Origin of the sequence: Actinoallomurus liliacearum (assembly GCF_039542035.1) — a bacterium.
GTDB lineage: Bacteria > Actinomycetota > Actinomycetes > Streptosporangiales > Streptosporangiaceae > Actinoallomurus > Actinoallomurus liliacearum.
Window position 1 is genome coordinate 64,969 of the sequence record NZ_BAABHJ010000026.1, and the last position, 16,986, is coordinate 81,954.

General features: G+C 71.1%; 14 protein-coding genes and 1 riboswitch. Of the genes, 8 read left to right on the forward strand and 6 right to left on the reverse strand.

Annotation, left to right across the window (positions count from 1 at the left end):
* Window positions 1-78 precede the first annotated feature (78 nt).
* Window positions 79-879 carry a nucleotidyl transferase AbiEii/AbiGii toxin family protein gene (locus ABD978_RS31010; RefSeq protein WP_345362714.1) on the forward strand — a complete coding sequence of 267 codons (801 nt, stop codon included), beginning with the start codon at window positions 79-81 and terminating at the stop codon, window positions 877-879.
* A gap of 51 nt (window positions 880-930) precedes the next feature.
* Here the strand turns inward: ABD978_RS31010 and ABD978_RS31015 are convergent, their stop codons facing one another.
* Window positions 931-1,389, reverse strand: a complete 459-nt coding sequence (locus ABD978_RS31015; RefSeq protein ID WP_345362717.1) for a MarR family winged helix-turn-helix transcriptional regulator — start codon at window positions 1,387-1,389, stop codon at window positions 931-933.
* A gap of 135 nt (window positions 1,390-1,524) precedes the next feature.
* Here ABD978_RS31015 and ABD978_RS31020 point away from each other — a divergent pair, with 135 nt between their 5' ends.
* From ABD978_RS31020 to ABD978_RS31040, 5 genes are all read left to right on the forward strand, one after another.
* Window positions 1,525-2,727, forward strand: a complete 1,203-nt coding sequence (locus ABD978_RS31020; RefSeq protein WP_345362720.1) for an MFS transporter — start codon at window positions 1,525-1,527, stop codon at window positions 2,725-2,727.
* A 90-nt stretch (window positions 2,728-2,817) separates the two neighbouring features.
* A riboswitch (cobalamin riboswitch) is annotated at window positions 2,818-2,940 on the forward strand.
* Between the two features lie 62 nt (window positions 2,941-3,002).
* Window positions 3,003-6,641 (forward strand): cobaltochelatase subunit CobN, encoded by a 3,639-nt coding sequence (cobN, locus tag ABD978_RS31025; protein ID WP_345362723.1) that lies wholly within the window; start codon window positions 3,003-3,005, stop codon window positions 6,639-6,641.
* Between the two features lie 246 nt (window positions 6,642-6,887).
* Window positions 6,888-8,192 carry an ABC transporter substrate-binding protein gene (locus tag ABD978_RS31030; protein ID WP_345362726.1) on the forward strand — a complete coding sequence of 435 codons (1,305 nt, stop codon included), beginning with the start codon at window positions 6,888-6,890 and terminating at the stop codon, window positions 8,190-8,192.
* Window positions 8,192-9,151 (forward strand): carbohydrate ABC transporter permease, encoded by a 960-nt coding sequence (locus tag ABD978_RS31035; protein ID WP_345362729.1) that lies wholly within the window; start codon window positions 8,192-8,194, stop codon window positions 9,149-9,151. Before ABD978_RS31030 ends, ABD978_RS31035 begins: the two co-directional genes overlap by 1 nt.
* Window position 9,152: 1 nt before the next feature.
* Window positions 9,153-10,034 (forward strand): carbohydrate ABC transporter permease, encoded by an 882-nt coding sequence (locus tag ABD978_RS31040; protein ID WP_345362732.1) that lies wholly within the window; start codon window positions 9,153-9,155, stop codon window positions 10,032-10,034.
* A 31-nt stretch (window positions 10,035-10,065) separates the two neighbouring features.
* On the opposite strand, the gene ABD978_RS31045 is transcribed toward ABD978_RS31040, so the two are convergent.
* The 4 genes from ABD978_RS31045 to ABD978_RS31060 all read right to left on the reverse strand — a co-directional run bounded on the left by ABD978_RS31045 (window position 10,066) and on the right by ABD978_RS31060 (window position 14,221).
* Window positions 10,066-10,830 (reverse strand): DeoR/GlpR family DNA-binding transcription regulator, encoded by a 765-nt coding sequence (locus ABD978_RS31045; RefSeq protein ID WP_345362735.1) that lies wholly within the window; start codon window positions 10,828-10,830, stop codon window positions 10,066-10,068.
* A gap of 97 nt (window positions 10,831-10,927) precedes the next feature.
* Window positions 10,928-11,944, reverse strand: coding sequence for a carbohydrate kinase family protein (locus ABD978_RS31050; RefSeq protein WP_345362738.1), 1,017 nt, complete (start codon window positions 11,942-11,944; stop codon window positions 10,928-10,930).
* Window positions 11,941-13,272 (reverse strand): alpha-galactosidase, encoded by a 1,332-nt coding sequence (gene melA / locus ABD978_RS31055; protein ID WP_345362740.1) that lies wholly within the window; start codon window positions 13,270-13,272, stop codon window positions 11,941-11,943. Before melA ends, ABD978_RS31050 begins: the two co-directional genes overlap by 4 nt.
* Before the next feature lie 94 nt (window positions 13,273-13,366).
* Complete coding sequence (locus ABD978_RS31060) at window positions 13,367-14,221, reverse strand: endo alpha-1,4 polygalactosaminidase (protein WP_345362743.1); 855 nt, start codon at window positions 14,219-14,221, stop codon at window positions 13,367-13,369.
* A gap of 297 nt (window positions 14,222-14,518) precedes the next feature.
* Here ABD978_RS31060 and ABD978_RS31065 point away from each other — a divergent pair, with 297 nt between their 5' ends.
* Complete coding sequence (locus ABD978_RS31065; protein WP_345362746.1) at window positions 14,519-15,445, forward strand: alpha/beta hydrolase; 927 nt, start codon at window positions 14,519-14,521, stop codon at window positions 15,443-15,445.
* A gap of 35 nt (window positions 15,446-15,480) precedes the next feature.
* On the opposite strand, the gene ABD978_RS31070 is transcribed toward ABD978_RS31065, so the two are convergent.
* Window positions 15,481-16,353, reverse strand: coding sequence for a UTRA domain-containing protein (locus ABD978_RS31070; RefSeq protein ID WP_345362749.1), 873 nt, complete (start codon window positions 16,351-16,353; stop codon window positions 15,481-15,483).
* Between the two features lie 232 nt (window positions 16,354-16,585).
* Here ABD978_RS31070 and ABD978_RS31075 point away from each other — a divergent pair, with 232 nt between their 5' ends.
* A complete protein-coding gene (locus tag ABD978_RS31075) occupies window positions 16,586-16,957 on the forward strand; it encodes an ATP-binding protein (protein ID WP_345362752.1) in 372 nt (123 codons plus the stop codon).
* The last annotated feature ends 29 nt before the right edge of the window (window positions 16,958-16,986 follow it).

The window sequence follows — 16,986 nt, forward strand, 5'->3', positions numbered from 1 at the left end:
ACGCCCGCCGGTCGTGCGTACAACGACCTGCGGAACAAGGCCCGCCGGGAGGGTCGCCCGACAGACGAACTCCTGACATTGTTCGTCCTCGAACGCTTCCTGTATCGACTGAGTCGCTCGGACGTGTCCGATAGGTTCGCGCTCAAGGGCGGCATGTTGCTGAGTGCCTACCATGCGCGCCGTACGACCCGGGATGCGGATCTGTCCGGCATCGGCATATCGGTGACGGGAGACGATGCCGTGGCGGTAATGGCCCGGGTCGCGGACATGGCGGTCGACGATGGCGTCGAGTTCCTCGTCGGCCAGATACGGAGCAGGGCGATTCGGGAGGATGGGCCCTACGGCGGAACGCGAGTGGTCATCCCCGCCCAAGTTGCACGATTCCGCACGAGCGTTCAGATCGATGTCAGCTCTGGCGACCCGATCGTGCCAGGAGTGCAGCGCATCGACTTCCCGCAACAACTCCAGGACTCCTCGTTCGAGTTGCTCGCCTATCCGATCGAGACGGTCCTCGCAGAGAAGGTCCTCACGGCGCTCGAAAGAGGCGACGCCAATACGCGGGTGCGTGACTACGCCGACGTCTGGCGACTCATCGCCGGCAACGCCTTCGCCGGTGCCGGATTGTTCGAGGCGGTCGCCAAGGCGGCAGATCATCGAGGGCTGAAACCGGGGCCGCTGTCCGAACGGATCACATCACTCGTCGAGCTTCGCGGCCGCGTCTACCGCGAGTGGCGAAGAAGGCTCGGCCCGGACGGTGACGCGTACCCGGAGGACTTCGGCGAGGTTGTCGCCGCGGTCATCGCGTTCGCCGACCCGCTGTTGCTCGGTGAGGTCGTGGGTGTGGACTGGGACCCGGACGCCCGGTCCTGGCGGCGGTGACGGGACGTCGTCCAGCGGTGCGCTCCGCGGTAGTCGCGGAGCGCGGCGGTCTCAGCCGTCCGGGGTGAGGTTGGGGAGGGTCTCCAGGGCGCGGACCAGTGGGGCCAGTTCCGGGAGTGCGGCGGCGTCGGCGAGCGCCGCCTCCAAGGCCGCGTTGTGGCTCGGGGTGGCCTTGGCGAGGAGCTCCCCGCCCGCCTCGGTGACCTCCGTGTAGATGCCCCGCCGATCGTCCTCGCACAGGTAGCGGCGGAGCAGGCCGCGCTTCTCCAGGCGGGTGACGAGGCGGGTCGTGGCGCTCTGGCTCAGGACCAGGGCGTTCGCGAGCTGCTGCATCCGCATGTGCCAGTCCGCTTGGCGGGACAGCAGGTGGAGGGTGCAGTACTCGTTCACGCTCAGGTCGTGCTCGGCCTGCAGGGCCCGCTCGACCCTGTCCTCGATCCGGGCGTGCAGGGCGGCGAGGGTACGCCAGCCCTGGGCGCGGGCCTCGGCCGCGTCATCGGGCAGTGGCATGGGTCACCCCTCTTCTCGTTTGGCATCTCGCCGATTGCGTGGTGAGATAGTCGGCGTCTGCAAGTATCAGGCGTGTGCAACTATTGTGTGTGCTGGTTATTGCTCACGCCGCCCAGTCTATCCGGAGGAGACTCCATGCCCATCGCGCTGCTCGCCCTGGCGATCGGCGGCTTCGGCATCGGCACCACCGAGTTCGTCATCAGTGGCCTGCTTCCCGACCTGTCCACCGACCTCCACGTCTCCATCCCCACCGCAGGGCTCCTGGTGTCGGGATACGCCTTCGGCGTCGTCGTCGGAGCCCCGCTGCTGACCGCGCTCGGATCGCGCATCTCTCGCAAGACCATGCTCGTGGCGCTGATGGCGCTGTTCACCGTGGGCAACCTCCTATGCGCGCTCGCCCCCACGTACGGCGTGCTCATGGTCGCCCGGCTGGTGACCGCCTTCGCCCACGGCGCCTACTTCGGCATCGGCTCCGTCGTCGCCGCCGACCTCGTCCGGCCCGAGAAGCGGGCCGGCGCGATCGCGATGATGTTCACCGGCCTGACCGTGGCCAACGTCCTCGGCGTACCGGGTGGCACCGCGCTCGGCCAGGCCTTCGGCTGGCGGTCCACGTTCTGGGTGGTCACCGCGATCGGCCTGGTCGCCCTCGCGGGCATCGCCACCCTGGTCCCGGGACGGCCGCGGCCGTCCGCCGACACCGGCCTCCGCCGTGAACTGTCGGTCTTCCGGCACGGTCAGGTCTGGCTCGCGCTGGCCATGACGGCCCTCGGCTGGGCCCCGGTCTTCACCGTCATCACCTACGTCGCGCCGATCGCGACCCGCGTCACCGGGTTCTCCTCGGGGGCGGTGCCGATCCTCATGGTGCTGTTCGGCCTCGGCATGGTGGCCGGCAACACGCTCGGCGGCAGGCTCGCCGACCGCGCTCTCATGCCCAGCCTGTACGCGATCCTCGCGGCCGTGATCGCGGTGTCGGTCCTCCTGCTCCTCGTCGTCCACAGCAAGGTCGCGGTGGTCGTCGTGATGCTGCTGCTCGGCGTGGTCGGCAGTGCCACGATCGCGCCGCTGCAGACCCGCGTGCTGGACAAGGCGGCGGGCGCGCCGACGATGGCGTCCGCGGCCAACATCGCGGCGTTCAACCTCGGCAACACGGTCGGGCCGTTCCTCGGCGGTCTCGCCATCGACGCCGGCCTCGGCTACGCCTCGACGACCTGGATCGCCGCCCTCCTCGGCGCGGCCGGCCTCGCGGTGGCGCTCGTCTCCGGCGCCCTCGACCGCCGCGGCCCCGTGTCGCCCCGGCCGGCCGAGCCCGTCCTGCCGGCCGGAGCGCACAGCCGTTGAGCACCGCCTTCGGAGCTCGCCGGATCGTGGGGTCCCGGGGCGGTGCGCCGGTGGGGGCGCGCTCGTAGACTGGGCGCGCGACGGCGAGGGAAGGAACCCGGTGCGAGTCCGGGGCTGTCCCGCAACTGTGACCAGGTAGCGAGCCCGCACGTACGGCCACGGCGATGAGCTGGAAGGCCGCGGGGGAGCGGCGACCTGGGAGTCAGGAGACTTCCCGCCGTCGACGACCTTTCACCCGAGCCGGGGCGAGGACCCCCGAGGGAAGGAACCGACACGTGCGTGTCCTGCTGCTCTCCACCGCCGACACCGAACTCCTGTCCGCGCGTTCCGCGGACGCCGGGTATGTGACGGGTAATCCGTCCCGCCTGGGCGTCGCCGACCTGGACGCCCTGTGCGAGGGCGTCGACGTCGTCGTCGTCCGGCTGCTCGGCGGGCTGAAGACCTGGCGGGAGGGCGTCGAGGACCTGCGCCGCAGGGACGTGCCGTTCATCGCGCTCGGCGGCGAGGCCGCGCCCGACGCGGAGCTGATGGCGCTGTCGACCGTGCCCGCCGGGGTCGCCGCGGAGACGCTGGCGTACCTGCGCGAAGGCGGCGTGGACAACCTGCGGGAGCTGGCGCGCTTCCTGTCCGACACCCTGCTGCTGACCGGTGAGGGGTTCGAGGCGCCACGGGAGATGCCCGCGTACGGCCTGCACCGTACGGGCGGCGAGCCGGAGGACGGCAGGCCGACCGTCGGCGTCGTCTTCTACCGGGCGCACGAACTCTCCGGCAACACCGCGTTCGTGGACACGCTGTGCGCGCGGATCGAGGAGCTGGGCGCGAACGCGCTGCCCGTCTTCTGCGGCTCGCTGCGCTCCGCCGACGAAGGGCTGCTGGAGCTGCTCGGACGGGCGGACGCGCTCGTCGTCACCGTGCTGGCCGCCGGGGGAGCGGTGGCGGCGGACGCGTCGGCGGGCGGGGACGAGGACGCCTGGGACGCCGGGGCGCTCGCCGCGCTGGACGTGCCCGTCGTCCAGGGCCTGTGCCTGACGACGTCCCGCGCGACCTGGGAGGCGTCGGACGCCGCGCTGTCCCCGATGGACGCCGCGATGCAGGTCGCGATCCCCGAGTTCGACGGCCGGCTGATCTCGGTGCCGTTCTCCTTCAAGGAGGACGGACCGGACGGCATCCCGGTCTACGCCGCCGACCCGGAGCGCGCCGCGCGGGTCGCCGGCATCGCCGTCCGCCAGGCCCGCCTCCGGCACACGCCGGTCGCCGATCGCCGGCTGGCGATCGTGCTGTCGTCGTACCCGACCAAGCACTCCCGGGTCGGCAACGCCGTCGGCCTGGACACCCCCGCCTCGGCGGTCCGCCTGCTCGGGGCGCTGCGCGCGGCGGGCTACGACGTCGGCGAATACCCCGAGGACGGGGACGAGCTCATCCACTCGCTGATCGCGGCGGGTGGGCACGACGTCGAGTGGCTGACCGAGGAGCAGCTCCGTGCCGCGCCCGCCCGGGTCACGCTGAAGGACTACGAGCGGTGGTTCACCGCGCTGCCGGAGCCGCTGCGCGAGCGGATGCGGGAGCACTGGGGCGAGCCGCCGGGAGAGCTGTACACCGACGGCGACGATGTCGTCCTGGCGTCGCTGCGGTTCGGGAACGTCGTGCTGATGATCCAGCCGCCGCGCGGGTTCGGGGAGAACCCGGTGGCGATCTACCACGACCCCGACCTGCCGCCCTCGCACCACTACCTGGCGGCGTACCGCTGGCTGGACGAGGTGTTCGGCGCGGACGCCGTGGTCCACCTCGGCAAGCACGGCACGCTCGAGTGGCTGCCCGGCAAGGGCCTCGGGCTCGCGGCCGACTGTGCCCCCGACGCGGTCCTCGGCGACCTTCCGCTCGTCTACCCGTTCATCGTCAACGACCCCGGCGAGGGCACCCAGGCGAAACGGCGCGGCCACGCCGTCATCGTCGACCATCTGGTGCCGCCGATGGCGCGCGCGGAGACGTACGGCGACCTGGCCAAGCTCGAGCAGCTCCTCGACGAGTACGCCACCGTGCAAGCGCTCGACCCGGCGAAGCTACCGACCGTACGCGCCCAGATCTGGACGCTCGTGCAGGCCGCCCAGCTCCACCATGACCTGCACGTCGCCGACGAGCCGGGCGAGGCCGACTTCGACGACTTCGTCCTGCACATCGACGGGTACCTCTGCGAGGTCAAGGACGTGCAGATCCGGGATGGCCTGCACATCCTCGGGCAGGCGCCGGAGGCGGAGCAGCGGGTGAACCTGGTGCTCGCGGTGCTGCGCGCCGCGCAGGTGTGGGCCGGGCGGGCCGGCGCGCTGCCCGGGCTGCGCGCGGCGATCGCGGCGGCGTACGGGCTGGACGAGCGGGAGCTGCTCGCGGCGCCCGGCGCGCGGGTCGAGGCGACGGCGCTGACCGAGGTGGTGGACGGCCCCGCCCGTACCGCGTCGGACCTGGTCGACCTGCTGGAGGCGGCCGCGCGCCGGCTCGTCGTCGGGATGGAGACGCTCGGCTGGGACGCCCCACGGGCGGCGGCGGTCTGCGCCGAGGTGCTCGGCCGCGAGGTTCCCGAGGTCGTGGCGCTGCTGGAGTTCGGGGCACGGGAGGTCGTGCCCCGGCTGGACGCGACGTCCGGGGAGCTCGACGCGGTTCTGCACGCGCTCGACGGCGGGTACGTCCCCGCCGGGCCGTCCGGGTCGCCGACCCGCGGGCTGGTCAACGTGCTGCCGACCGGCCGCAACTTCTACTCCGTCGACCCGAAGGCCATCCCGTCCCGTACGTCGTGGGACGTGGGGGTGTCCCTCGCCGAGTCGCTGATCCGGCGGCACCTGGACGACACCGGCGAGTACCCGCGCAGCGTCGGGCTCACGGTGTGGGGCACGTCCGCGATGCGGACGCAGGGCGACGACATCGCCGAGGTGCTCGCGCTGATCGGCGTCCGCCCGGTCTGGGACGAGGCGTCTCGTCGCGTCACGGGCTTCGAGGTCATCCCCCGCGAGGAGCTGGGCCGGCCCCGCGTCGACGTCACGCTGCGCATCTCCGGCTTCTTCCGCGACGCGTTCCCGCACGTCATCGCGCTGATGGACGACGCGATCGGCGCGGTCGCGCAGCTCGACGAGGCGGACAACCACGTGCGCGCGCACGCGCTGGAGGACCTGGCCGGGCACGGCGACTGGCGGCGCGCGACCAGCCGCATCTTCGGTTCCAAGCCGGGGGCGTACGGCGCGGGCCTGCTGCCGCTGATCGACGCCCGCAACTGGCGGGACGACCGGGACCTCGCCGAGGTGTACGCCGTGTGGGGCGGCTACGCGTACGGACGCGGCCTGGACGGGCGGGAGGCACGCGGCGACATGGAGGCTGCGTTCCGCCGCATCTCGGTCGCGGCCAAGAACCAGGACACCCGCGAGCACGACATCATGGACTCCGACGACTACTTCCAGTACCACGGCGGCATGGTCGCCATGGTCCGGGCGCTGACCGGGCGGAACCCGGCCGCGTACGTCGGCGACTCCGCGCTGCCGGACCAGGTCAAAACGCGGACGCTCGGGGAGGAGACGCACCGGGTGTTCCGGGCACGCGTCGTGAACCCGCGCTGGATCGCCGCGATGCGCCGGCACGGCTACAAGGGCGCGTTCGAGCTCGCGGCCACCGTCGACTACCTGTTCGGGTACGACGCGACGGCCGGGGTGGTGGACGACTGGATGTACGAGAAGCTCGCCCAGGAGTACGTCTTCGACGCCGAGAACCGCGCGTTCATGGAGCAGTCGAACCCCTGGGCGCTGCGCGGCATCACCGAACGCCTCCTGGAGGCCGCCGACCGCCGCCTGTGGGCCGAACCCGACCCGGAGACGCTGGACCGGCTGCGCCGGACCTACCTCGACCTGGAAGGCGACCTGGAGGCCGGCGAGTAGCCGAGAGGCGGCCGACGGCCGCCCGACGACGAGACGGAGCCCCGGGTTCGCAGGCGCGGCCCGGGGCTCCGTCGTGCGCGAACGTCGATGATCGACCGCTGATCGGTTGCGGCAATGTGACCGTGTTGTTCGCAGAACGCCTTGTACACGTGATTGATTCTGATCTAAAGTCCCATGCATTGCTCGCAAACGAGCACCGAATCTGACTGAAGCGCATGCGCGGGCGGCCTGCCCAGGGAGTTATCAATGACGCGCGCAAGAACTCGTCTGCTCGGCCGTACGGCCGGTACGCGGCTCATGGCGATGGCCACCACGCTCGCTCTCGGGGCCGTGGCGGCCTGCTCCGGAGGAGGATCCGGATCCTCCCACGGCGCGGCCATCTTCTGGCACGGCTACACCGGGCCGGAGGCGAAGGAGATCGCCGCACTCGGCCAGGAGTGGAACCAGGCCCATCCCGACGAGAAGGTGAACGTCACCTTCGCCGGCAGCAACGACGACGCCCTGAAGAAGACGCTCGGCGCGTTCGTGTCCGGCAAGACGCCCGGGGTGGCCTACGAGTTCGGCTCGTCGATCACCACGCTGGCCAAGCGCCACCAGACGCAGGACATCACCTCGCTGGTGAAGGGCGCCCCCGATTTCAAGTGGGACGATTTCTTCCCGGCCGCCCGGCAGGCGGCCACCACCCCGGACGGCAAGATCTACGGCGTTCCCGCACTGGTGGACAACCTGGGGCTGGTCTACAACAAGAAGCTGTTCGACGCGGCCGGCCTCTCGTACCCGACGGCGTCCTGGACCTGGACCGACTTCCAGAACGCCGCGCGCAAGCTGACCGACGCGGGCAAGAAGCAGTACGGCTGGGCCTACGTCAACGACGGCACCGAGGACACCGTCTGGCGGTTCCTCGCGCTGCTGTGGCAGGCGGGTGGCGACCTGCTCACCCCGGACGGCAAGAAGGCCGCCTTCGACTCGCCGGCCGGCCTGTCCGCCATGCAGCTGCTGCACGACATGTCCGTGACCGACCACTCGGTCTACCTCGACGGCGGCGACCAGCAGTACCTCAACCTGTTCAACTCCGGGAAGATCGGGATGCTGTGGACGGGGCCGTGGGACCTGGGCTCCATCACCAAGGACGTGTCGTACGGCGTCCAGATCCTGCCCGGCAAGGTCACCCACGCCACGATCGCCGGGCCGGACAACTACATGCTGTTCAACAAGTCCGACCGCAAGACCGCGTGGGCCTTCCTGCAGTGGCTGACCTCTCCTGAGGTCCACCTGCGCTTCTCCACCGCGACCGGCGACCTGCCGCTGCGGCAGTCGGAGACGCGGCTGCCGGGCTACCAGCAGTTCCTGAAGAAGTACCCCGGCAACAAGGTCTTCGTCGACAACCTGGAGAAGAACGCCACGAAGTCGCGGCCGAACATCCCCGAGTACTCCAAGATCTCCCAGGCCCTCGGCCTGGCGGTCCAGGCGGTGCTGCTCGGCAAGGCGCAGCCCCAGGCCGCGCTGGATCAGGCGCGTGACGAGGTCAACACCGTCATGGCGGGCGCGTAATGGCGGTCGCGGCGGCCGATCCGGCCGCGCGCGAACGCCGCTCCGCCCCGCGCGGCCGCCGGGTCCGCGGGCCCGGCCCGCGGATGCGCCGGGCCGACCACTTCGCCGGCTGGGCCTTCGTGTCCCCGGCCGTGCTCCTCATCGGGCTGTTCGGCCTGGTCCCGGTCGTCTGGTCGCTGCTGCTGTCCTTCCAGGAGACGGACCTGACGTCGCCGGGCACGTGGACCGGAGCCGCCAACTACCAGAAGATGGTGCACGACCCGGTCTTCTGGCAGGCGGCCCGGCAGACCCTGGTCTACTGCGTGCTGTTCGTGCCGATCACGATGCTGCTGGCCATCCCCATCGCCGTGCTGCTCAACCAGAAGGTGCGCGGCATGACGTTCTACCGGATGGCGGTCTACGTCCCGCTGGTGACCTCGACGGTCGCCACCGGCGTGATCTTCAGCTGGCTCCTCAACCCGCAGTTCGGCCTGGTGAACGCAGCTCTGGGCAAGGTGGGCCTGCCCCAGCAGGGGTTCTTCCAGAGCACGGGCGAGGCGCTGCCCGCGGTCGTGGGGATGACCGTCTGGGGCTGGCTCGGCTTCGCGGTGATCATCTATCTCTCGGCCCTGCAGAACGTCCCGCGTGAGCTCATGGAGGCCGCGGCCCTGGACGGCTGCGGACGGGTGAAGGCGTTCTGGAAGGTCGAACTGCCGCTGCTCGCGCCGGCCTCGTCCTTCCTCCTGGTCTGGCTGACGATCAACGCGCTGCAGCTGTTCGACGAGGTCTACGTGACCACGAAGGGCGGCCCCCTGCACGCCAGCACGGTCCTGGTCTACTACCTGTACCAGCAGGCGTTCGTGGACTTCGACGGCGGCTACGCCGCCGCGATCGGCAGCGCGCTGTTCGTGGTGATCCTGGCCGTGACCATGGTCCAGCTCTGGCTGAGCCGCCGGGCCTCCCACTACGAGGTGAACTGAGATGGCCGACACCGCGCTCGCCCGATCGAGGGGACACGTCCGCGCGGCGGAGCAGGGGCGTCCGCCTCGCCGGCCGTCCCGCCGGCCCAGCCCCCTGCACCTGATCCTCATCCCGCTCTCGGCGGTGATGCTCGCCCCGCTCATCTGGATGGTGCTGCTGTCGATCTCCACGGAGGCGGAGACGCGGCGGTTCCCCCCGGGGCTGCCGAGCGGCGTCCACTGGCAGAACTACCTCGACGCCTGGCACCAGGGTCCGTTCGGGCACTGGCTGCTGAACAGCGCGATCGTGTCGGTCAGCTGCGTCATCGGCAACCTGGTGCTGTGCTCGCTGGCCGGCTACGCCTTCGCCCGGATCCCGTTCCTCGGCAACCGGGTGCTGTTCGTCGTGGTCCTCGCCACGCTGATGGTGCCGTTCCAGATCGTCATGCTGCCCACCCTCATCGTGATGCAGCACCTGCACCTGACCGACACGCTCGGGGCGCTGATCGCCCCGAACCTCGCCACGCCCTTCGGCGTTTTCCTGATGCGGCAGTTCTTCACCACCGTGCCCAAGGAACTGGAGGAGGCGGCCCGCATCGACGGCGCCGGACGGCTGCGGACGCTCGCGAGCGTCCTGCTGCCGCTCATGGGCCCCACGCTCGCCACGCTGTCGGTCCTGACCTTCCTCAACGTCTGGAACGACTTCCTGTGGCCGCTCATCGCCGTGCAGAGCCCCGGGAACATGACGATCCAGCTAGGCCTGCAGAACTTCCAGGGGCAGCACTTCACGAACTGGCCCGTGCTGATGGCCGGCACCGTGACCAGCCAGATCCCGGTGCTCGTCCTCTTCGTCTTCGCGCAGCGCTTCTTCGTCCGCTCCATCGCGTCGTCCGGGCTCAAGTGACCTGGACCGCCTCGTCCGGGCCGGCAGTCGGTCAGACGATGGTGACCTCGACGCCCGCCGCGCGGAGCCGGTGCAGCTCGGCCGGGTCGGCGCCCGAGTCGGTGACCAGCATGGTGATCTCCTCGATGCCCGCGATCCGCGAGAACGCGCGCTTGCCGACCTTCGAGCCGTCGGCCAGCACGACCACCCGCTCGGCGGTGTGCAGGAAATTGCGGTCGGTCTGCGCCTCCACGTCGTCGTGCGTGCTGATGCCCCGGCCCGCCTCGATGCCGTCGACGCCGATGAAGGCGATGTCCAGGTTGATCCCGGCGAGGGCCTGCTCGGCGAGCGGGCCGACCAGCTCGTACGACGCCGAGCGCACACTGCCGCCGGTCACCACGAGGTCGATGGCGGGGCGCACGGACAGCTCCCCGGCGATGTTCAGCGCGTTCGTGATCACCTTGAGCGGGCGGGCCGACGCGCCGAGGATCCGGGCCAGCTCCGTCACCGTCGTGCCGCCGCCCAGGCCGACCGCGTGCACGGCGTCGGTCACCAGCCGGGCCGCGGCCTGCGCGATGCGCAGCTTCTCCTCGTGATGGCGGCCCGTGCGATAGCGGATCGGCAGCTCGTAGAGGACCTCGGCCGAGACGGCGCCGCCGTGGGTGCGCTTGAGCAGTTGCTGCTCTTCGAGAACACGCAGGTCACGGCGGACGGAGGCGGGAGACGCGCCCAGGTCGCCGGTGAGGTCCGCCACGGAGACGGAACCGTCCCGGGCCAACCGGTCGAGGATCAGACCGAGACGCTCCTCTTGCCGCATTCGATCACTATAAGGCGATCACGGCCGCTCGTGAACGATTAATTTCGGGGCAAATCGCTCACGGCGTTGCTCACTTGGTCCCGCCTCCGCACACGCGTCACACCGCGGTCAGGGGGGCGACGCCGACCTCGACCCGCGCGGCCAGCGCCGCCGCCTCGTCGGGGCCGGCCTGCGCCGTCGTGCCACCGGCGGCACGGGTCGACAGCGCCCCGCAGGCGCACCCCCAGGCCAGCGCCTGCGGGAGCGCTCCGGAGGCCAGCCACCCGGCCAGGAAGCCCGCGTCGAAGCCGTCACCGGCGCCCACCGTGTCGACCGGGACGACCTCGGGGCCGCGCGCCGTGACGGTCTCCGTGCCGGTCCGGGCGACCACTCCGTGGCGACCGCGCTTCACGACCGGTACGGGCCCCGCCGCGCGGAGGACGTCGAGCGCGTCGTCCAACCCGTCGATCTCGTCGGCTCCCCGGTCCGGCCCGTCTTCTCGGGCCCCGAGCGCGCCGGCCAGCGACAGCGCCTCCGCCTCGTTGGGCAGGAGGAACGTGCAGGCGGCGAGCAGGCCGGGAGCGAGCCGCCACGCGCCGGACGGGTCGTCGTTGGTGTCCAGCGACGTCGACGCGCCGCCGGCCGCCGCGTCGGCCAGCAGCCGCGGCAGGCCGGCCGCCAGCCGCGGCTGCAGGAAGTAGGACGCGGCGTGCACGTGGCGGGCGGTCAGGTCCGGAACGTGCTCGGGACCGAAGGCGGGCAGGCAGCCGGGCGCGGTGAGGATCGCCCGGTCGCCGTCCGGCCGGTTGAGGCAGACCGTCAGCGCCGTCGGCAGGGTGTCGTGCCGCGTGCACGCGCTGATGTCCACGCCCGCCGCCGAGAGCGTGTCGAGGACGAAGTCCCCCGCCGGGTCCCGGCCGACCATCGCGACCAGCGCCGTGGACAGGCCGAGCCGGGCGGCGCCGTGCGCGACGATCGCCGCCGAGCCGCCCAGCGCCAGGGCGCCGCTGTCCACGAGCGTCTCGGCCTGGCCGGCGGGCGGCGTCTCCGGAGCCCCCGACACCAGCACGTCCGGGTTCGCGTCGCCGACCACCAGGAGGTCCAGGGCGCCGGACCGGCGCCCCGCGGCCGTCACCGCGACCCCGGGGAGACCTGGGCCCGCAGGGCCGGGGGCAGGGCGTCGCCGTGCGCGGCCACCATCGCGTCGCACAGCTCCCAGATCTGGTCGACGGTCAGCGCGGCCGCGGCGGCCGGGTCGGACATCGCCGCGTGCCGGATGTGCCGGGGGTCGCCCTCGACGGCGGCGGCGACGACCAGTTCGACGACGTTGAGGAAGCTCCGGTTGAGGGCGGCCAGCTGCGGCGGCAGCGCCCCCACGCCGTGGGGGTGGACGCCGAGCCGGTCGACGGTCGCCGGGACCTCCACTCCCGCGCCCGCCGGCAGGTTGGTGATCAGACCGGTGTTGGCGGTGGTGACCTGGATCGAGCGCAGTGTGCCGGTGACGAGGCTGTGGATCACCTGCGGGGCGTACTCGGTCGCGTCCTCCTCCTCGCGCGGCTCCGGGTTCAGCCCGGCCGCCAGGCGCTCCCGGATCGACTCGTACTCGGCGACGTTGCCCGCGCTGATCCCGAGGTAGTCGCCGACCGGGATGCGCAGCCGCTCGATCTCGGCGGGATGCCGCAGGTAGAAGGGGACGTACTCGGAGGAGTGCTCGCTGGTCTCGGTCGGGTAGTAGCCGAGCCGCCGGTACATGTCCACGCGCACCCGCCGGCGCAGCTCGGGGTCGCGCTCGATCGCCGCGTCCAGCGCCGGGTAGAGGTCCCGGCCCCGGTGCTCCCAGCGCAGGATCCACGCCTGGTGGTTGACCCCGGCCGACAGGAAGTCGACTTCCTCGTGCGGGACGCCGACAATGTCGGACAGCCCGCGCACGGTCCAGTAGACCGAGTGGCAGAGGCCGGCGGCCTTGAGACGCGGCGCCACCGTGGCGAGGTACTGCAGGTTCATGGCCATCGGGTTGGTGTAGTTCAGCAGCCACGCGTTGGGGCACACGGCGGCCATGTCGGCGGCCAGCCCCTCCAGCAGCGGGAACGTCCGCAGCGCCCGGAAGATCCCGCCGATGCCCAGCGTGTCGCCGATCGTCTGCCGCAGCCCGAACTGCGCGGGGACCTCGAAGTCGATGGTCGTGGCGCGGTGACCGCCGACCGCGACCATGTTCACCACGACGTCACTGCCGTCCAGCGCGGCCCGGCGGTCGAGCTCCGCGACGATCTCCGGCTTGGCGCCGAACCGCTCCGCCGTACGCCGGGCGAGCGCCTCGGCGACCGACAGCCGCTCGGGGTCGATGTCGTGCAGCGCGAGGCGGACATCCGCGAGCTCGGGAAAGGACAGGATGTCGCGCAGGAGCTGCTGGGTGAACTCGACAGAGCCGGCGCCGATGAACGCGATACGGATGGACGGGGACATACAGGGTGAACCTTCCACTTACGGGGGTGGCCGGCGGCGGCCCCACGGGTACGAGAACCGCCGCCGGCCGGTACAGCCGGGTTACAGGGGTGGGTCAGACGCCGCGGCAGGGCACGCGGTAGGCGTCGAGATCGAGGTTCTTCTTCAGGGAGTTGAAGTTCTGCGCGTTGGCCTTGGTGCAGAACTTCGAGGTGCTCAAGGTGTACTCCACGTTGAACACGGCCTTGCCCGCGGCCACGTACTTGTCATAGCCGTAGCCGGTCTGCGCCGTGGTGCACTCGTCGTTCGTCCAGCACTCCTCGTTCAGCGCCCAGTCGAAGTACGGCTGGAGCGCCTTCAGTTGGTCGGTGTCGTTCTTCAGGCCCGCGGACAGCCCGCGCTTGTGCGCCTCGTTGGCCAGCCAGGTGTTGAACGCCAGCTGGTCGGTCGCGGTCAGCGGGAAGCCGGGGCTGTTGGTGTAGCCGTCGACGTTGTCGAACTCGATCGCGTCGAAGCCCTTCGTCTTGCACATGTCCATGCGCTTGGTGAGGATCGTGCCGAGCGTGCCGCCGTACTGCCGGATGTCCAGCCAGCGCTCACCGGGCCAGTCGTCGAGGTTGTTGCCGAGCACACTGCTCGGGAAGTCACCGGCGTCGCTCCGCCAGTCCTCGTACGTTCCGGCGCTGATGTAGCAGACGACCTTGCGGCCGGACTTGCTCGAGTGCAGGTTCGCCACGTCGGCGGCGGTGGCGTTGAACCCGTCGATGTCGTACATCGCCACGTCGAGGTACGGCGCGGACGGTACGGAGGACAGCTGCCACTGCCAGCTCGTGTTCAGGGCGGGCTTCCAGCAGCCGCTGCAGGAGACCGGGCTCGGCAGGGTCGCCGCGTCGGCCGGGAGGACCAGGCCGAGGCAGGCGATGAGTGCCGCGCTGAGGGCGGAGATGACGAGACGTGCTCTTTCGCGCATGGGCGCTCCTCGTGAGTCGATGAAACACGGGGCGGCATGCGTGCTGTTCCGCACTCCCCGTACGCGCCGGCCCCGGAATCTCCGCGGCGGCCAGGGTGGCGTCGCCCATATGGATCCGCAGGACTGACGCCAGCACGCGAAAGAGCTCTCCTTCCATCCGGCAGGACTGAGGATTGCTCATTCATGCTCTGTTCGCAAGGCTTCGGTGCAGAAACGAGCATAATCCTGACCGTTCGACCGCACGGTCGGGGGATCGGCCGTGGCGCGGTCGGGGGCCACGCCTTACGCTGTGCCGCCATGGAACAGGATGTGCTCGGGGCGGACTATGAGGCGATCCGGCTGACGCTGGACGAGGACGCCGAGGGCGAGGTGGTCGCCACGCTCGTCCGGCGGCCCTGCCCCGGAAGCCGGAAGGCCGTGCTCTACATCCACGGGTTCGTCGACTACTTCTTCCAGACGCACCTCGCCGACTTCTACGTCGAACGCGGGTACTCCTTCTACGCGCTGGACCTGCGCAAGTACGGGCGTTCGCTGCTCGACCACCAGACGCCCAACTTCGCCCACAGCATGTCCGACTACTTCCCGGAGATCGATGAGGCGGCCCGCCTCATCCGTGCGGAGAACGACACGCTGCTCGTCAACGGCCACTCGACGGGCGGGCTGGTCGCCGCCCTGTGGGCCGATCGCGTCCGCGGCCGGGGAGTCGTCGACGGCCTGTTCCTCAACAGCCCGTTCCTGGAGCTGAACGTCCCCGCCGGGGCCCGCCGCACGCTCGGCCCCGTAGTCCGTGCCCTGGCCATGGGCCGCCCGAAGATGGCCATCCCGGCCGGCGTCAGCACGGCGTACGTCCGCAGCATCCACCGCGACCACGACGGGGAGTGGGACTTCGACCTGGCCTGGAAGCCGGCCGAGGGCTTCGGCGTCCGGCTCGGCTGGCTGTCGGCGATCATCAAGGCGCAGCGGCAGGTCAAGGCGGGCCTCGACATCGACGTGCCGGTCCTCGTGATGGCCTCCACGACGACGGTACGCGGCAGGAACGGCGACTTCTCCACCGGCGACGGCGTGCTGAACGCCGACGACATCGCCCGCTGGTCGACGCGCCTCGGCCGGCACGTCACCTGCGTGCGGGTCGAGAACGGGCTGCACGACCTGGTGCTGTCCGCCGCGCCCGTACGGGCGAAGGTCTTCGACGAACTGGAGCGCTGGCTGACCGCCTATCTCTGAGCCGGGCGTTCAGAACCGTCTCCGCGCCGGGGCCTTCAGAACTGGTCGCTCCCGCCGGCCTGGCTGACGGAGAACACGTGGCGCGGGGCGGCGCAGACGGTCTCCAGCACGTGCACCGGCGTGTCCTCGGTGGAGTACGACGCCCGGAGGACCTGCACGACCCAGTCGCCCGGATCGAGGCGGAGCAGGCCGGTCTCCGGCTCGGTGGCCGGCCGTGCCATCAACGTCTCCTCGGCGTGCCCGAACGCGTGCCCGTGGGCGGCGACCGCCTCGTGCAGGGAGGGCGCCAGCAGCTCGGGCTTCACGATGGAGGTGTCCGCGAACAGGTCGACGCGGAAGTACGAGACGGCGGCGCGTACCGGGACGTCGTCGGCGAGGATCAGGCGGTGGCGGGCGATGACGTCCTCGCCGGGTTGTACGCGCAGGCAGGTCGCGATGTGATCACGGGCGGGCTCCCGGTCGACGCCCAGGAGACGCAGCTCGGTGCGGATGTCGTCCCGCTCGGTCATGCTGACGAACGTCCACTCGACGCCGCTCGCCGGCGGCTCGGTCGGCAGCGACCGCCGCACGACGACCGGCGGCATGCGCTCGGCGAGCGGCTCGGGAGCGCGCGTGGCGAGCGGCTCGGGTACAGGCGCGAGCGGCTCGGGAACATGTGCGAGCGGCTCGGGTGCGCGCGCGGCCGACCCCTTGCGCATCTGCGAGATCCGGCCGGGTGAGACTCCGAGCGTGTTGGCGAGGTCCTCGAGGCGGTGGCCGTTCTCCCGCGCCTCGGCGATCGCCTGCCGGCGCATCCGGGCCGCCTCTTCGACCAGCGCCTGCTGCTCCGCCATGACCGTGCCGAGGACGCGGGCGCGCTCGATCGGGTCGGTGAGAGCGGCGATCTCCCGCAGTCTGCTGTGGCTCATGGCGCTGCGGCCTCTCTCGCTCGAAGGAGCCTCCACCTCGCTATTGCACGATTACACAAAGTCGCCGTATGCTCACACCCTATCCCGTTTAGGCCCCCTAAAGGCCGCCGCTGAGAGGGCTCTGGTCCATGCGTGTTCGTCTCGATCACCCTGCCCATCTTGCTACAGGGGAGGCCCAGAGGGGTGGGATTACCGGCAAGTTCGCCACATTCCGTCACACCTCGGTGACGGGATGATGGCCCGGTCGGTGCTGGGGGCGATCACCGTCCCCGGGCGTCCGGGAGAGGTGGCGGCGGCCCGGCGGTTCGTCGCCAAGGCGCTCGCCGGCCGTCCGGAGGTGGACACCGCCGTGCTGCTGACCAGCGAGGCGGTCACCAACTCCGTGGTCCACACCGACAGCGCGATGGTGACGGTGGTGGTGCTCGAGACGCCCACCGGCGTGCGGGTCGAGGTCACCGACGAGGGCGGTGACACGCTACCGACGATGTACGACGGCTACGAACTGCGCGAGGGCAGGCGAGGGGTCTTCCTCATCGAGGAGCTCTCGGCGGCCTGCGGCATGCGCCGGCACGACAACGGCCTGACCTTCTGGTTCGAACTCTAGAACTCGTCTCAGAACCCCGCACTTCGCGA

What these genes read in the sequence shown, in the direction of transcription:
- ABD978_RS31015 (WP_345362717.1), bottom strand. Translation starts at nt 1,389, where the DNA reads ATGCCACTGCCCGATGACGCGGCCGAGGCCCGCGCCCAGGGCTGGCGT.
- ABD978_RS31020 (WP_345362720.1), top strand. Translation starts at nt 1,525, where the DNA reads ATGCCCATCGCGCTGCTCGCCCTGGCGATCGGCGGCTTCGGCATCGGC.
- ABD978_RS31030 (WP_345362726.1), top strand. Translation starts at nt 6,888, where the DNA reads ATGACGCGCGCAAGAACTCGTCTGCTCGGCCGTACGGCCGGTACGCGG.
- ABD978_RS31035 (WP_345362729.1), top strand. Translation starts at nt 8,192, where the DNA reads ATGGCGGTCGCGGCGGCCGATCCGGCCGCGCGCGAACGCCGCTCCGCC.
- ABD978_RS31040 (WP_345362732.1), top strand. Translation starts at nt 9,153, where the DNA reads ATGGCCGACACCGCGCTCGCCCGATCGAGGGGACACGTCCGCGCGGCG.
- ABD978_RS31045 (WP_345362735.1), bottom strand. Translation starts at nt 10,830, where the DNA reads ATGCGGCAAGAGGAGCGTCTCGGTCTGATCCTCGACCGGTTGGCCCGG.
- melA (WP_345362740.1), bottom strand. Translation starts at nt 13,272, where the DNA reads ATGTCCCCGTCCATCCGTATCGCGTTCATCGGCGCCGGCTCTGTCGAG.
- ABD978_RS31060 (WP_345362743.1), bottom strand. Translation starts at nt 14,221, where the DNA reads ATGCGCGAAAGAGCACGTCTCGTCATCTCCGCCCTCAGCGCGGCACTC.
- ABD978_RS31065 (WP_345362746.1), top strand. Translation starts at nt 14,519, where the DNA reads ATGGAACAGGATGTGCTCGGGGCGGACTATGAGGCGATCCGGCTGACG.
- ABD978_RS31070 (WP_345362749.1), bottom strand. Translation starts at nt 16,353, where the DNA reads ATGAGCCACAGCAGACTGCGGGAGATCGCCGCTCTCACCGACCCGATC.
- ABD978_RS31075 (WP_345362752.1), top strand. Translation starts at nt 16,586, where the DNA reads ATGATGGCCCGGTCGGTGCTGGGGGCGATCACCGTCCCCGGGCGTCCG.